The sequence below is a fragment of the Glutamicibacter sp. St.4D3 genome, from assembly GCF_059728615.1.
This window is the reverse complement of record NZ_AP039380.1, coordinates 1,968,807-1,984,729: the sequence shown is the minus strand read 5'-3', so window position 1 is coordinate 1,984,729 and position 15,923 is coordinate 1,968,807. Positions and strand designations below refer to the sequence as shown.

The window sequence follows — 15,923 nt, the reverse complement described above, 5'->3', positions numbered from 1 at the left end:
CGTCGGCCTGCCGCCGGGGCGGCGACGATGACCGGCAGCCTCCGTTTTTCGGGCTGAAACCCAGCGTCCTGCGTGCTGCCCCAAGCAATACGGCACACCCTTGAAAGGCACGCTCATGAGCATGACCGGAGTCCAGCTGAACGCCTCGCCAGATGGTGGCGGGGAACCCATCTCCTCGCCCTACACCCGATTCGCCGCGCTGCCCGGCGCGCAGGGACTCTACGATCCCGGCGCCGAGAAGGACGCGTGCGGGCTGGCGATGATCGCCAGCCTGAAAAATGAAGCCAGCCACCGCATCGTCGAACAGGCGCTGACCGCCCTGCGCCGCCTGGAACACCGTGGCGCGACCGGCGCCGACACGGACACCGGGGACGGGGCCGGAATCCTGCTGCACCTGCCGGACCGCTTCCTGCGCCAGGTCACCGACTTCCAGCTGCCCGAGCCCGGACGCTACGCCGTGGGCATGGCATTTTTGCCCGCCGCCCCCGCTGAGCGTCAGGCCGCGGTGGCCGCCGTGCAGCAGCTGGCCGAGGCCGAGGGTCTCACCGTGCTGGGCTGGCGCCAGGTGCCGGTGGACGCACGGGTGCTGGGGGCCGCCGCCCGCGAATGCATGCCGCACCTCGCCCAGTTCTTCGTCACCGGGGTGCCCTCCGGCCGGGCGCTGGACGCGGTGTGCTGGCGCATCCGGCGCCGGGCCCAGCACCGCCACGGGGTGTACTTCGCCTCCTTTGCCAGCGGCACCCTGGTCTACAAGGGCATGGTTTCCACCGCGCAGCTGGACCGCTTCTACCCGGACCTGGCCGACGCCCGGCTGGGCACCCGCTGCGCGATCGTGCATTCGCGCTTCTCCACCAACACCTTCCCCTCCTGGCCGCTGGCCCAGCCGCTGCGCACCATCGCCCACAACGGGGAGTTCAACACCGTGCAGGGCAACCGCAACTGGATGCGCGCCCGGCAGTCCCAGCTGGCCAGCGAGCTGCTGGGGGAGGTGCCCGAGGAGCTGTTCCCGATCTGCACGCCCGGCGCGTCGGACTCGACCAGCTTCGACGAGGTCGCCGAACTGCTGATGCTCTCCGGGCGGCACCCGGCCGCGGCGATCATGATGATGATCCCGCAGGCCTGGGAACACGATGAGCACATGGACCGGGATCTGCGGGCGTTCTACGAGTACCATGCGATGCTCATGGAGCCGTGGGACGGGCCGGCCGCCGTGTGCTTCACCGACGGGCAGCTGGCCGGGGCGGTGCTGGACCGCAACGGGCTGCGCCCGGCCCGCTGGCTGACCACCGCGGACGGGCTGCTGGTGCTGGCCAGCGAGGTCGGGGTGGTGGACGTGCCCGCCCAGCAGGTCACCGCCAAGGGGCGCGTCGCCCCGGGCACCGTGTTCCTGCTGGACGTCGCGGCCGGGCGGATCATCCCCGACGCGCAGCTCAAGGCCGAACTGGCCGCAGCCGCGCCCTGGGCGAAGTGGGTGGGGCAGAACAAGCGCCGGCTGCACCAGCTGCCGCGGCGTGAGCACGTGCACCACAACGCCGCCTCGGTGCGCCAGCGCCAGCTCACCTTCGGCTACACGAACGAGGAGCTGCGCCTGCTGTTGGGGCCGATGGCCGCCACCGGCACCGAACCGCTGGGCGCCATGGGCACCGACACCCCGGTCGCGGTCCTCTCCGAGCGCGACCGGCTGCTGTTTGACTACTTCACCCAGTCCTTCGCCCAGGTCACCAACCCGCCGCTGGACGCGATCCGCGAGGCGCTGGTCACCTGCCTTGCCACCTCGATCGGCCCGGAGGGGAACCTGCTGCAGCCCGGGCCGGTTTCGGCCGAGCAGATCGCGCTGGACTACCCGGTGCTGGACAACGACCAGCTGGACCAGGTGCTGTTCCTGCGCGACGGGCACGGCGCCCGCCAGAGCCTGCGGGTGCGCGGGCTCTACCGGCCCGCCGGCGGGGACCGGGAGCTGCGCGCCCGGCTGGACGAGATCTGTGAGAAGGTCTGCGCCGCGGTGCACCGCGGGGTGCGCTTCATCGTGCTCAGCGACCGGGACTCCTCCGCCGCGTGGGCGCCGATCCCCTCCCTGCTGCTGGTCTCCGCGGTGCACCACCACCTGCTCTCCAGCTCCACCCGCACCCGGGTCTCGCTGCTGGTCGAAACCGGCGACGCCCGGGAAGTGCACCATGTGGCGCTGCTCATCGGCTACGGCGCCAGCGCCGTGAACCCGTACCTGGCGCTGGAGAGCGTGGAGCAGATGGCCCTGGAGGGCACCTTGCCCGGGGTGGACCCGGCCCCCGACGGGCGGACCGCGGCCGCGAACCTGGTCAGGGCGCTGGGCCAGGGGGTGCTGAAGATCATGAGCAAGATGGGGATCTCCACCATCGCCTCCTACTGCGGCGCCCAGACCTTCGAGGCCCTGGGGCTGGGCCGGGCGCTGGTCGACGAATACTTCACCGGCACCCCCAGCCGGCTGGACGGGATCGGGCTGGAGGTGATCGCCCGGGAAACCGCGGCCCGCCACGCCCGCGCCTACCCCGTCCACCCCTCCCACCCCGGTACCGGCACCGGGAGCAGTGCCGTGAGCGGTGCCCCGCAGCTGCCCGGCGGCGGGGAATACCAGTGGCGCCGCGGCGGGCCCCCGCACCTGTTTGACCCGCAGACCGTGTTCCGGCTGCAGCATTCCACCCGCACCCGGCGCTATGACGTGTTCAAGCGGTACACCGCCGCGGTCGACGAACAGGCCGCCGAGCTCAAGACGCTGCGTGGGCTGCTGCGGCTGAACACCCAGGCCGCCACCCCGGTGCCCATCCAGGAGGTGGAGCCCGTCAGCGCGATCGTCACCCGTTTTGCCACCGGGGCGATGAGCTACGGCTCGATCTCCGCCGAGGCGCACGAAACCCTGGCGATCGCGATGAACCGGCTCGGGGGCAAGTCCAACACCGGTGAGGGCGGGGAGGACCGGGCCCGGCTGAACGACCCGCTGCGGCGCAGCGCCATCAAGCAGATCGCCTCCGGGCGCTTCGGGGTGACCAGCCGCTACCTGAGCAGCGCCGCGGACGTCCAGATCAAGATGGCCCAGGGCGCCAAGCCCGGGGAGGGCGGGCAGCTGATGAGCACCAAGCTCTACCCGTGGATCGCCCGGACCCGGCACTCCACCCCCGGGGTCGGGCTGATCTCCCCGCCCCCGCACCACGACATCTACTCGATCGAGGACCTGGCCCAGCTGATCCACGACGCCAAATGCGCCAACCCCTCCGCCCGGATACAGGTCAAGCTGGTCTCCGAGGCCGGCATCGGCACCGTCGCGGCCGGAGTCGCCAAGGCCAAGGCGGACGTGGTGCTCATTTCCGGGCACGACGGCGGCACCGGTGCCAGCCCGCTGAACTCGCTCAAGCACGCCGGCACCCCGTGGGAGATCGGGCTGGCCGAGGCCCAGCAGACGCTGATCCTCAACGGGCTGCGCCAGCGGGTGACCCTGCAGGCCGACGGGCAGCTGAAGACCGGGCGCGATGTGGTGATCGCCGCGCTGCTGGGCGCCGAGGAGTTCGGCTTCGCCACCGCCCCGCTGGTGGTCTCCGGGTGCATCATGATGCGCGTGTGCCACCTGGACACCTGCCCGGTCGGGGTGGCGACCCAAAACCCGGAACTGCGCGAGCGCTTCAGCGGCAAGGCAGAGTTCGTGGTCAACTTCTTCCAGTTCCTGGCCCAGGAGGTGCGCGAACTGCTCGCCGCACTGGGCGCGCGCACCCTGGACGAGGTGATCGGGCGGGTCGAACTGCTGGACACCGCCCAAGCGGCCGCCCACTACAAGGCCCGCGGGCTGGACCTGGGCCCGATCACCCACGTGCCACCCGTGGCCCCGGCCGCCCGGCGGCGCACCACCGGGCAACAGCACGGTTTGGAGAACCACCTGGACCGGCGGCTGCTGGCCCAGGCCGGTCCGGCGCTCGCCGCGGGCACCCCGGTGCGGCTGGCGGCCAGCGTGTCCAACACCGACCGCTCGGTGGGCACCCTGCTGGGCCACCACCTGACCCGCGCCGCCTTCGACGCCGACCGGCCGGCGGACACCATCACGGTGCGCCTGCAGGGCCAGGCCGGGCAGTCGCTGGGCGCGTTCCTGCCCGCCGGGATCACCCTGCGCCTGGCCGGGGACGCGAACGACTACGTCGGCAAGGGCCTGAGCGGCGGGATCATCGCCGTGCACCCGGGCTCCGGCAGCGCCTGCCCGCCCGAGGAACAGGTGATCGCCGGCAACGTGATCGGCTACGGCGCCACCAGCGGCCAGCTGTACATCAACGGGCGGGTTGGCGAACGCTTCGCGGTGCGCAACTCCGGGGCGACGCTGGTCGCCGAGGGGATCGGCGAGCACGGGTGCGAGTACATGACCGGGGGCACCGTGGCGGTGCTCGGGCCCACCGGACGCAACTTCGCCGCCGGCATGTCCGGGGGTGTGGCCTGGGTGCTGGACTTCGACCCCCGGCGGCTGAACCCGCTGGCCGCCGCCGGGCAGGAACTGTTGATCGGCCCGCTGGACGACGCGCAGGCCGGGCAGCTGCACGCGCTGCTCACCGAGCACATCGCCCGCACCGGCTCCCCGCTGGCCCAGCGCCTGGTGCTGGACTGGGACACCAGCCGCACCCGCTTCACCAGCATCATCCCGCGGCACTACGCCGCCATCGAAGAACTTCGCACCCACGCCGCCGACTCCGGGCAGAACCCGGACTCGGCCCAGGTGTGGACCCAGATCCTGGAGGTGACCCGTGGCTGACCCACGCGGCTTTCTGAACATCCGCCACCGTGAAACCCAGCCCCGGCGCCCGGTGCCGCTGCGGCTGCTGGACTACCGGGAGGTCAGCGAACGCCAGCGCGCCGGCACCCTGCAGGCCCAGGCCTCGCGCTGCATGGACTGCGGGGTCCCGTTCTGCCACCAGGGCTGCCCGCTGGGCAACCTGATCCCGGAGTTCAACGACCTGGTCTACCGCCAGCGGATGGACGAGGCGGCCGACCGGCTGCTGCAGACCAACAACTTCCCGGAACTGACCGGCCGGCTCTGCCCGGCGCCCTGCGAGGCCGCCTGCGTGCTGGGCATCAACCAGCCGGCGGTGACGATCAAGCAGGTGGAGGCCGAACTGGCCGGGCACCTGCTGGACGCCGGGGCGTTCACCCCGCAGCCGCCGGCCCGGCACACCGGGGCGCGGATCGCGGTGGTCGGCTCCGGCCCGGCCGGGCTGGCCGCCGCCCAGCAGCTGACCCGGGTGGGGCACACCGTGGTGGTCTTCGAACGCGACGAGGCCCCCGGCGGACTGCTGCGCTTCGGCATCCCGGACTTCAAGCTGGACAAGCGGGTGCTCGAGCGCCGGCTGGAGCAGCTGCGTGCGGAAGGCACCATCTTCCGCACCGGGGTGAACATCGGTGTGGACGTCGGCTGGGATGAGCTGCGCCGGGACTATGACGCGGTGATCATCGCCATCGGCGCCGGAGTGCCGCGCGATTTGCCCGTGCCGGGCCGGGAGCTGGACGGGGTGCACTTTGCGATGCAGTACCTCACCGACAGCAACCGCGTGGTGTCCCAGGCGCGCCGCAGCCCGCGGATCGACGCCCGCGGCAAGCACGTGGTGATCCTGGGCGGCGGGGACACCGGGGCGGACTGCCTGGGCACGGCGCTGCGCCAGCAGGCGGCCAGCGTCACCACCCTGGCCATCGGCCAGCAGCCCCCGGCCGAACGCGGGCCCGGGCACCCGTGGCCGACGGTGCCGCCGCTGTTCGAGGTGCAGTCCTCCCACGAGGAGGGCGGGCAGCGCAGCTACCTGGCCTCCACTGTGAGATTTAATGGTCGGCAGGGCCGGGTGATCGGTGTTACAGTGGCAGAGACGGAATTTGTCGCTGGCTCACGCCTCCCGAAGCCCGGCACCGAGAAGCTGATCAAGGCGGATCTGGTGCTGCTCGCCCTCGGGTTCACCGGACCGGAAAAAGCCGGGCTGGATGAACAGGTCAGTATCGATTTCGACAATCTGGGCAACGTCGCCCGTGATGGCTACTACCACACCGGCGCGGACAATGTGTTCGCCGCCGGGGACGCCGGTCGGGGACAGTCCCTGATCGTGTGGGCCATCGCCGAGGGGCGCTCCGTCGCCGCGGCGGTGGACCGTCACCTGCAGGGGCACACCATGTTGCCCGCACCGGTCGCCCCCACCGATAGGGCCATCAGCATCATGTGAGTGTCACGGGTGCGTTGCGGCCAGCCATGGAGTTTCAGCCTTGGAATTCCCGGCCGGACGTACCGTGGAAAGTGAAAGGCATAATAGGCTGACGGTATGAGACGCGCGAAGATTGTTGCTACCTGGGGACCATCGATTGAGAGCTACGAAAACACCGTGGCGGTGTTGCAGGCCGGGGTGGACGTCGCCCGGCTGAACATGAGCCATGGCGACCATTCCACACACGCGAACAACCTGGAAAACGTGCGCAACGCCTCCCGTGAGGTAGGCCGCGCCGTGGGGATCTTCGCCGACCTGCAGGGCCCGAAGATCCGTCTGGGCCGGTTCAAGGACGACGCGAAGTACATCCTGGAGCCGGGGGAGCGGTTCACCATCACCACCGAGGACATCGAAGGGGACCGCAGCATCTGCTCCACCACCTTCAAGGGCCTGCCCGGGGATGTGCAGCCGGGGGACATGCTGCTGGTCAACGACGGCAAGGTCCAGCTGCGCGCCCTGCAGGTCGACGAGGTCAAGGTGCTCACCGAAGTCGTCGTCGGCGGGGAGGTGTCCAACAACAAGGGCATCAACCTGCCCGGCGTCGCGGTGAACGTGCCGGCACTGAGCGAGAAGGATGAGGACGACCTGCGCTGGGCGATCCGCGCCGGAGTGGACATGGTCGCCCTGTCCTTCGTGCGCAACGCCAGCGACATCCGTCGCGTGCACGAAATCATGGACGAGGAAGGCCGCCGCCTGCCGGTGATCGCCAAGATCGAAAAGCCGCAGGCCGTCGCCGCCCTGGAGGAGATCATCGACGCGTTCGACGCGATCATGGTCGCCCGCGGCGATCTGGGCGTGGAGCTGCCGCTGGAGGAGGTCCCGATGGTGCAGAAGCGTGCCATCGAACTGGCCCGCCGCTGGGCGAAGCCGGTCATCGTGGCCACCCAGGTGCTCGAATCGATGATCGAGTCCCCGACCCCCACCCGGGCCGAGGCCTCGGACTGCGCCAACGCGGTCATCGACGGCGCTGACGCGGTCATGCTCTCCGGGGAGACCTCGGTGGGCGCCTACCCGGTGGAGACCGTGGCCACCATGGCCCGGATCATCACCTCCACCGAGCAGCACGGCCTGGACCGCATCCCGCGGCTGGGCTCCAAGCCCAAGACCCGCGGCGGGGCGATCACCCGCGCCGCCGTGGAGATCGCCGACCAGCTCGATGTGAAGTACATTGTCGCGTTCACCCAGTCCGGTGACTCGGCGCGCCGCCTCTCCCGGCTGCGCCCGCACAAGCCGGTGCTGGCCTTCACCCCGCTGCCGCAGACCTACAACATCATGACCCTGATGTGGGGTGTGCAGGCCCGCCTGGTGGAATACGCCGACCACACCGACAAGATGACCGCCCAGGTCGACGAACGCCTGCTCTCCGAGGGGCTGGCCGAGGTCAACGACCTGGTGTGCATCGCCGCCGGTTCGCCTCCAGGGCAGGCCGGGTCCACCAACACCCTGCGCATCCACAAGGTCGGTGACCTTGCCGATGCCGGCCAGCTGCTGGACGGCAAGCCGATGCCGGACCGGGAGAAGGTCGGACCGTGGGCGCCGGAGAACGTGCGCGGCACCTCCATCTAGGCATAGCCGCCGACTCGGGCCGCGAGGTTTCTCACGGCCACCGGCCAGGGGCGCCAATCCTTTGCGGGATTGGCGCCCGTGGCCGTTTCCCATGCTGCCGGGCCCCGGCCTTCGGCCCTGGCCTCCGGTGCCGGGCAGCAAACCGTGCAGCGCGGCGTCCGCGCCCGAGGTGCGATGACGGCTCCGCCGCTGTGGCGCCACGGTACGATTTAAACGTCAAACGCGGCCACCTCCGGCAAGGCGATGGCCGCGTGAGATTCGGTCCGCAGCGGCGGCGGGCTGCCTTGCGGTGAACCCGTGGCAGGGGTGGTCCCTACTTGACCTGATCGATCACGGTTTCGGCCACCTGGCGCATGCTCAGCCGGCGGTCCATGGAGGTCTTCTGGATCCAGCGGAACGCCTCGGGCTCGGTCAGCCCCATCTTGGTGATCAGCAGGCTCTTGGCCCGATCCACCAGCTTGCGGGTCTCGAACTGCTCGCTGAGGTTGCTGACTTCCTCCTCCAGGGCGCGCAGCTCGTCGTGCCGGGAGATCGCGATTTCGATGGCCGGGGTCAGGTCGGCCTCCGTGAACGGCTTGACCACGTACGCCATGGCGCCGGCCTCCCGGGCCCGGTCCACCAGTTCCTTCTGGCTGAACGCGGTCAGCAGCACGACCGGGCAGATGCGTTCCTTGACGATGGTTTCCGCGGCGCTGATCCCGTCAAGCACCGGCATCTTCACGTCCATCAGGACCAGATCCGGCTTCAGCTCGCGGGCCTTCTCAATGGCGCTTTCCCCATTGTCGACCTCGGCCACTACCTCGTACCCCTCTTGGCGCAGGATTTCGACGATGTCCAGACGGATCAGGGTCTCATCCTCGGCCACGAGTACGCGGCGGGCGGTGCCAGGCGTTTCGGCGGGGATCTTGGTGATGTCGGGCAGCTGGCTCAATTCGTTTCCTTTGTGTTCACACGGGCAGCAATTCTGGTCGCTCGCTAACGCCGGAAGGCAGATGCTGGGCGGGAAACCGGGGTTTCTAAGAACAGCCTACTTGCCTGGGGGCCAGTATGCCCGATGACGCGGAAGATTCGATTAGGAAATCCAAAATCCGTCCAGTACTATCGTAAAAGTGCCAGCCCAAGTGGCGGAATCGGTAGACGCGCCGCACTCAAAATGCGGTATCGAAAGATGTGTGGGTTCGAGTCCCACCTTGGGCACCTGGTGATGAAATCCCCTTCGCACGACCTGCGGGTTGCGCGGTGGGGATTTTTCGTGCCAGCAGTGCTTTGCACCGCATCCGCAGAAACGAAAAGCCGGCGGAAACCGCCTGTTAGCTTGATCATAGGACGATCCGGGTTCACCTGCGTGTCACCCGTTGTTCGCCAGATCTGGGTTGACTTTCCAGATTGACTCAGTGACAGGTAGTCATATGATTGAACTGGCTCGCGGCCATTGTGCCGTGTCGTTCACCGTGCAGATGGATCGATATCGCGGTGTGCTGAGCAGAAAACTTTCCCTTAGCCGTTCGACCCCCAGGCTGGTATTCAATGGATTTGACGCTCATCGTCGTCCTGGTCATTACCTTGGCGTTGTTCTTCGACTTCACCAACGGTTTTCATGACACGGCCAATGCGATGGCCACTCCAATCGCAACCGGCGCCATCACAGCGAAAAAAGCTGTGTTGCTCGCCGCAGCCCTCAACTTGGTAGGCGCGTTCCTCTCCACCGAGGTTGCCAAGACGATCTCCGGCGGAATCATCAAGGAGGGCGAGGGCGGCGTGCAAATCATGCCGGAAATGATCTACGCCGGCCTGATGGGCGCAGTGATCTGGAACGTGCTGACCTGGCTGTTGGGCCTTCCCTCCAGCTCCTCCCACGCATTGTTCGGCGGCCTGATCGGTGCGGCCATCGTCGGCGCCGGGCTGGGCGCCATCGACTACGGCGTGCTGATGAGCAAGGTGCTGCTGCCGGCGCTGTGTGCCCCGGTGATTGCCGGTGTCTCCGCGTACGTGTGTACGAAGCTGGCCTACGCCATCACTAAGCGTCAATCAGGCGCTTCGCCCAAGCGCGGCGGGTTCCGCTACGGCCAGATCTTCTCCTCCTCGCTCGTGGCACTGGCCCACGGCACCAACGACGCGCAGAAGACCATGGGCGTCATCACCCTGACCCTGGTTGCCGCCGGGATGCAGGAAGCCGGCACCGGCCCGCACCTGTGGGTCATCACCAGCTGTGCGCTGGCCATCGCGCTGGGCACCTACACCGGCGGTTGGCGCATCATCCGCACCATGGGCTCGGGACTGACCGATGTGAAGCCCGCGCAGGGCTTCTCCGCGGAAGTGTCCACCGCCTCGGCGATCCTGGCCTCCTCGCACCTGGGCTTCGCCCTGTCGACCACCCAGGTCGCCTCCGGTTCGGTGATCGGTTCGGGCATGGGCCGCAAGGGCGCCGAGGTGCGTTGGGGGACCGCCGGGCGCATCGCGCTGGGTTGGCTGTTCACCCTGCCGGCAGCGGCAGTCGTCGGCGCGCTGGCCGCCCTGGTCATGCACCTGGGCAACGCCGGCACCCTGGTCGTCAGCGTGCTGGGCGCCGGAATCCTGCTGGTGTTCTGGGTGCTCTCGCGCCGTGACGTTGTCGGCCACGACAACGCGATCTCCGACATCGACTCCTCGGGTGCCGCAGTGAAGATCCTGTCGAAGAAGGAACGCCGCAAGCGCGAGAAGGCCGCCAAGGCCGCCGCGAAGGAAGCGGCGAAGAACAACGCCAAGAAGAATCCCACGCAGGGGGCCAAGAAGTGACCATCGACTGGGCAGCATTCCTGATCGTCGCGGTAACCACCTGGGTCGCCGCCATCCTCATCGTCAGCGCGTACTCGTTTGGCGTCCGACTGCTGGCCGTCGCCCGCGATGACGACCGCCATGAGGCCCTGAACCGCTTCGGCGCGTTCGCCTGCTTCGCCTTCTGCGGAATCGTGGTGCTTTTCGGCATCATCCTGATCGTGCCGGCCCTGAGCGCCAGAATCCTGGGCGTTTGAGCTAATTTCCCGCCCGAGTACCTTCACCGATGGAGGCACCCATAGACTGGAGCCATGACGAGCTTCAAATACTATGTGGGTGCCTCCATCGATGGTTTTATCGCCGATTCGGCCGGTGAAACCCGCTGGCTTGAACCCTTCGGCGACGCGCAGGGCGCGCTGCCCGGGTTCCAGAAGTTCTTCGACGAGGTCGGCGCGATCGTCATTGGCGGCCAGACCTACCTGTGGCTGGTCAAGCAGCTCACCGCACTTGAGCGGCCCTGGCCGTACGCCGGCAAACCGGTGTGGGTGTTCACCCACCACGAGCTGCCCTCCACTCCCGGGGCCGACCTGACGTTCGTGCGCGGGGACATTGACCTGTGGTCGCACGACATTGCCCGCAGCGCCGGCCAGCAGGACGTCTGGATCCTGGGCGGGGCCCAGCTGGCCGGACGGTTCCTTACCGCCGGGGTGCTCGATGAGCTGCAGCTGCTTACCGTCCCGGTGGTCCTGGGCAGCGGGGTGAGCGTCTTCGACACCAAGACCCCTGCCGACTTCACCCTGATCGACCGCACGGCCCACGAGAACGGGGTATTGGAGGACCGCTACCGGGTTGCCGCCCCGTAGCCCGGCAGTGGCACCGCCCCCTCCCGCACCTGACCTGCCCATGTTGCCGCTCCGGCCGGAGCCAAGGGCCCGGGGATGTGCCAAAGATTGCGTGGTTCAGGAAGTGAAAATGTCCCGAAGTGCAACTAGGCTGGCAGGTGTGAGTGAAACAACCAAAGTGATGTCCGAATCGGACCGACGACTGCTGATCATTGACGGGCACTCGATGGCGTTCCGCGCCTTCTATGCGCTGCCCGCCGAGAACTTCGCCACGAGCACCGGTCAGCACACCAACGCTGTGCACGGGTTCGTCTCCATGCTGCTGACCATGATCCGCCAGCAGAAGCCAACTCACGTGGCGGTCGCGTTCGACCTGGACACCCCGACCCTGCGCTCCCAGGAGTACACCGAATACAAGGGCGGGCGCAACAAGACCCCCGAGGAGTTCTACGGCCAGATCGACCTGATCCAAGAGGTCATGAAGGCGATGAACATTCCCAGCATCACCCTGGAGGGGTACGAGGCCGATGACATCCTGGCCACCCTGGCCCGGCAGGGTGAGGACGCCGGCTTCAAGGTGCTGGTCGTTTCCGGGGACCGCGACGCGTTCCAGCTGATCAACGAGGACACCCTGGTGCTCTACCCGAAGAAGGGCATCAGCGACATCCCGCCGATGGACGCCGATGCGATTGAAGCCAAGTACTTCGTCCGCCCCGAACGGTACTGCGACCTGGCCGCGCTGGTCGGGGAAACCGCGGACAACCTGCCCGGCGTGCCCGGGGTTGGCCCCAAGACGGCCGCGAAATGGCTGGGCCTGTACGGTTCGCTGGACGGGGTGCTGGAGAACATCGACTCTATCAAGGGCAAGGTCGGCAACAACCTGCGCGAACACGTGGAGAACGTCAAGCGCAACCGGCGCCTGAACGAACTGCACCGCGACCTGGACCTGCCGGTCACCCTGGAAGAGTCCGTGCTGGAAAGCCCGAACCGCGAGGCCGTGGAAAACCTGTTCGACGCGCTGGAGTTCAACACCCTGCGCAAGCGCCTCTTTGACCTGTTCGCCGCCCAGGAAGAGGAGGTCGAACGCGAGGTCATCGAGTTCAACCTCACCGAGATCACCACCGCGCAGCAGCTGGACGAGTTCATCAAGGCCGCCGAGGGGGCGAAGATCGCCCTGCAGCCGGCCGTCAGCGGCGGGGAAGCGGCCGCGCTGGCGCTGACCCACGGTACCGAGTCCGCCTGGATCAGCCTGACTGAACTGGATGAGCAGACCGACCGCGCGCTGGCCGACTACCTGGGGGATCCGCGCGCGCCGAAGGTGCTGCACGATGCGAAGGCCAGCATGCACCTGCTGGCAGAACGCGGTCTGGACCTGGTCGGCGTCGTCGACGACACCTTGATCGGCGCCTACCTGATCCAGCCGGACCGGCGCAGCCACGACCTGGCCGACATCGCCCAGTACCACCTGAAGGCCACCGTCCCGGTGGTCAAGCCGGAGAAGAAGGGGCAGCTGGACCTGGGGATGGGGGTGGACCCGGAGCTGAAGAACGCCACCTTGGCCCAGAGCCAGGCCATCAACGAGCTCTCCGAGTACCTGGTCGGGCGCCTGGAGGAAAAGCACGCCGCACAGCTGATGAAGGACATTGAGCTGCCGCTGGTGCGGGTGCTGTTCGACATGGAGCGGGCCGGGATCGCGGTGGACCGCACGAAGCTGGATGAGCTCTACGACCACTTCACCACCCAGGTGGAGCAGTCCACCCAGGAGGCCTACGACGCGATCGGCCACGAGGTGAACCTCTCCAGCCCGAAGCAGCTGCAGGTGGTGCTGTTCGAGGAACTGGAGCTGCCCAAGACCAAGAAGATCAAGACCGGCTACACCACGGACGCCGAATCGCTGCAGGATCTGCTGGTCAAGACCGGGCACCCGTTCCTGGTCGCGCTGATGGCCTACCGCGATGCGATCAAGCTGCGCCAGACCGTGGAGGGGCTGCGCAAGTCGATCGCCGAGGACGGGCGGATCCACACCACCTACGCCCAGACCGTCGCGGCCACCGGACGCCTGTCCAGCCTGAACCCGAACCTGCAGAACATCCCGATCCGCTCCGAGGAGGGCCGGCGCATCCGCGACGTGTTCGTCGTGGGCGAGGGCTACGACAAGCTGCTGACCGCGGACTACTCGCAGATCGAAATGCGCATCATGGCCCACCTCTCCGGGGATGAGGGCCTGATCCAGGCCTACCAGGACGGGGAGGACCTGCACCGCTACGTCGGCTCGCGGGTGTTCAACGTCAGCCCCGAAGAGGTCTCCAGCGAGATGCGCTCCAAGGTCAAGGCGATGAGCTATGGGCTGGCCTACGGGTTGAGCTCCTTCGGACTGTCCAAGCAGCTGAAGATCACCGTCGATGAGGCCCGCACCCTGATGAAGGACTACTTCGACCGCTTCGGCGCGGTGCGCACCTACCTGCGTTCAGTGGTCGACCAGGCCCGCAAGGACGGGTTCACCGAAACGATCTTCGGGCGCCGCCGCTACCTGCCGGAACTGAACAGCTCCGACCGCCGCCTGCGCGACATCGCCGAACGCGCGGCGCTGAACGCCCCCATCCAGGGCTCGGCCGCGGACATCATCAAGGTCGCGATGCTGCAGGTGGACGCGGAACTGGCGGCGGCCGGGCTGAAGAGCCGGATGCTGCTGCAGGTCCATGACGAACTGGTGCTGGAGATCGCCGAGGGGGAGCTGGAGCAGGTGCAGGCCCTGGTCACCGAACAGATGGGCAACGCGGCCCAGCTGCGTGTCCCGTTGGACGTGCAGCCCGGCATCGGCCACTCCTGGCACGAGGCCGGCCACTAGGGGCCAAGCCACCCCTAGCCGGTGTCCGATCCGGTCCCGCAGCCGGATCGGACACCGGGGCGCACACCCCACGGGCCAGCGCTCCCACTGACCGCCCACCGCACCATGCACCACCCCCAGCACCATCCACGACTCACGGCACCATCCACGATTCGACGGGCAGCACACCCGCGCGGCCCGCACCACGTCCCATCAACCGATGGAAGGACCCACCATGGACAAGCTGCACACCGAGCACTGGCAGGCCGACCAGCTCACCGAGCAAGAAATGGAACACCTGGACCGGTTCCACCGCGCCACCGCCCGCGGCTTCCACAGTCCGGTGACCAACGAGGACGCGGCCGAGCGCTGGCGGCAGATTACCGCGGCCCAGAAAATGCGGATGTCCCTGGTCTACGATCGGGGTGCGGGCAGCCCGGCGCTGCACGAAAACGAACCGGTGCACACCTATGGCGGCTTCCCGGGGCGGCTGAACGCAGGCGCGGGAACCGACTTGCCGATCTACAAGATCACCGCCGTCACGGTCAGCCCCAGCTACCGGCGCCGCGGCATCCTGGGACGCCAGATCACCGAGGATCTGGGCTACGCGAAGCAGCAGGGCTACCCGTGGGCGGCGCTGACCGCCTCGGACGCCCGGATCTACGGGCGTTGGGGCTACGGCATCGCCAGCTACGAGAACCGCTTCGCGCTGGAGTGCACCGACGGGCTGAAGCTGCGCGAGCCGTTGCCCGGGCGGGTCATGGAGGTCAGCGCCGAGCAGATCGAACCGCACTTCGACGAACTGGCCGAACGCTGCATGGCCGGCACCTACGGTTCCATTGACGCCTCGGCGTTCGACCGCGGCTACATCCTGGGCCAGCTGGACGGGTGGGAGAATCTCGCCCCGGCCAAGGACGCGCGCCTGGCCGCGCACTACGACCAGCACGGAACGCTCGACGGGCTGATCAGCTACAAGTACCAGAGCCGGGACTCCAAGCCCCGGGCCATGACGGTGCGTGGACTGCTGGCCCAGAACGCCGCCGCCCGGGTGGCCCTGCTCGAATTCCTGGGCAACCACGACCTGATCGGCGAGGTGCTTGGCGCCGGGCCGGTCGATGACCCGCTGCGCCTGATGCTGGCCAACGACCGCAACTACAAGGTGGAAGAGACCCGGGACGTGCTGTGGCTGCGGCTGCTGGACCCCGTCGCCGCGCTGCAGGCCCGCGCGTGGAGCCGGGACGGTTCCTTCGTGCTGGTGCTGCGTGATCAGCTGGGCCTGGCCGACGGCACCTATCAGGTGCGCATCGAGCAGGGCCGGGCGAAGGTCACGCCGAATCCCGCCACCGAACACCGGCTGCCGGAGCTGTCCATGGACGTTTCGGTGCTGCCGCGGCTCTACCTCGCCAGCGTTCGGCTGGCCGATCTGGCGGACGTGGGCCTGGTGCAGTGCCGCTCAGACCGCGACCTCAACGAGCTGGAAATGCTGTTCGCCCAACCGCGCAGCGCGTTCACGCCCTACGAGTTCTAGCCAGAGCCGCGCCGGCATTGCGTAGGACGCGGCGGCAGGCAATTGTGTCCAACAACACTTGCGCGGCCATCCACCGGATGTCGACGTGACTTTGACCGAGGCCTGTGCAAGCGCGTAAACTTGAAAAGTGTGTCATGGCTTTGCCATGTCCACTCGCT

General features: G+C 68.2%; 9 protein-coding genes and 1 tRNA gene. 9 read left to right on the top strand and 1 reads right to left on the bottom strand.

Annotation, left to right across the window (positions count from 1 at the left end; all coding sequences use genetic code 11):
- The first annotated feature begins 115 nt into the window (after nt 1-115).
- From gltB to pyk, 3 genes are all read left to right on the top strand, one after another.
- Nucleotides 116-4,759, top strand: a complete 4,644-nt coding sequence (gene gltB, locus AC6I21_RS09115) for a glutamate synthase large subunit (protein WP_497762243.1) — start codon at nt 116-118, stop codon at nt 4,757-4,759.
- Nucleotides 4,752-6,209: a glutamate synthase subunit beta gene (locus AC6I21_RS09110; protein WP_138926385.1), complete on the top strand. Its 1,458-nt coding sequence runs from the start codon at nt 4,752-4,754 to the stop codon at nt 6,207-6,209. The genes gltB and AC6I21_RS09110 overlap by 8 nt, the downstream gene beginning before the upstream one ends.
- Before the next feature lie 96 nt (nt 6,210-6,305).
- Entirely contained in the window at nt 6,306-7,814 is a 1,509-nt protein-coding gene (pyk, locus tag AC6I21_RS09105; RefSeq protein WP_138926384.1) for a pyruvate kinase, read from the top strand.
- Nucleotides 7,815-8,127: 313 nt separating this feature from the next.
- On the opposite strand, the gene AC6I21_RS09100 is transcribed toward pyk, so the two are convergent.
- Nucleotides 8,128-8,745, bottom strand: a complete 618-nt coding sequence (locus tag AC6I21_RS09100; RefSeq protein WP_171021256.1) for an ANTAR domain-containing response regulator — start codon at nt 8,743-8,745, stop codon at nt 8,128-8,130.
- Between the two features lie 184 nt (nt 8,746-8,929).
- Here AC6I21_RS09100 and AC6I21_RS09095 point away from each other — a divergent pair.
- From AC6I21_RS09095 to AC6I21_RS09070, 6 genes are all read left to right on the top strand, one after another.
- Nucleotides 8,930-9,011, top strand: a tRNA-Leu gene (locus tag AC6I21_RS09095).
- 330 nt (nt 9,012-9,341) lie between these two features.
- Nucleotides 9,342-10,589 carry an inorganic phosphate transporter gene (locus AC6I21_RS09090; protein WP_138177871.1) on the top strand — a complete coding sequence of 416 codons (1,248 nt, stop codon included), beginning with the start codon at nt 9,342-9,344 and terminating at the stop codon, nt 10,587-10,589.
- A complete protein-coding gene (locus AC6I21_RS09085; RefSeq protein WP_497762242.1) occupies nt 10,586-10,825 on the top strand; it encodes a hypothetical protein in 240 nt (79 codons plus the stop codon). Before AC6I21_RS09090 ends, AC6I21_RS09085 begins: the two co-directional genes overlap by 4 nt.
- A gap of 54 nt (nt 10,826-10,879) precedes the next feature.
- Nucleotides 10,880-11,431: a dihydrofolate reductase family protein gene (locus AC6I21_RS09080; RefSeq protein ID WP_138177867.1), complete on the top strand. Its 552-nt coding sequence runs from the start codon at nt 10,880-10,882 to the stop codon at nt 11,429-11,431.
- Between the two features lie 160 nt (nt 11,432-11,591).
- Nucleotides 11,592-14,258, top strand: coding sequence for a DNA polymerase I (gene polA, locus AC6I21_RS09075; protein ID WP_497763419.1), 2,667 nt, complete (start codon nt 11,592-11,594; stop codon nt 14,256-14,258).
- A 214-nt stretch (nt 14,259-14,472) separates the two neighbouring features.
- The gene (locus tag AC6I21_RS09070; RefSeq protein WP_497762241.1) at nt 14,473-15,765 is read left to right on the top strand and encodes a GNAT family N-acetyltransferase; all 1,293 of its coding nucleotides are present in this window, start codon (nt 14,473-14,475) and stop codon (nt 15,763-15,765) included.
- Nucleotides 15,766-15,923: the final 158 nt, after the last annotated feature.

What these genes read in the sequence shown, in the direction of transcription:
- gltB (WP_497762243.1), top strand. Translation starts at nt 116, where the DNA reads ATGAGCATGACCGGAGTCCAGCTGAACGCCTCGCCAGATGGTGGCGGG.
- pyk (WP_138926384.1), top strand. Translation starts at nt 6,306, where the DNA reads ATGAGACGCGCGAAGATTGTTGCTACCTGGGGACCATCGATTGAGAGC.
- AC6I21_RS09090 (WP_138177871.1), top strand. Translation starts at nt 9,342, where the DNA reads ATGGATTTGACGCTCATCGTCGTCCTGGTCATTACCTTGGCGTTGTTC.
- AC6I21_RS09080 (WP_138177867.1), top strand. Translation starts at nt 10,880, where the DNA reads ATGACGAGCTTCAAATACTATGTGGGTGCCTCCATCGATGGTTTTATC.
- polA (WP_497763419.1), top strand. Translation starts at nt 11,592, where the DNA reads ATGTCCGAATCGGACCGACGACTGCTGATCATTGACGGGCACTCGATG.
- AC6I21_RS09070 (WP_497762241.1), top strand. Translation starts at nt 14,473, where the DNA reads ATGGACAAGCTGCACACCGAGCACTGGCAGGCCGACCAGCTCACCGAG.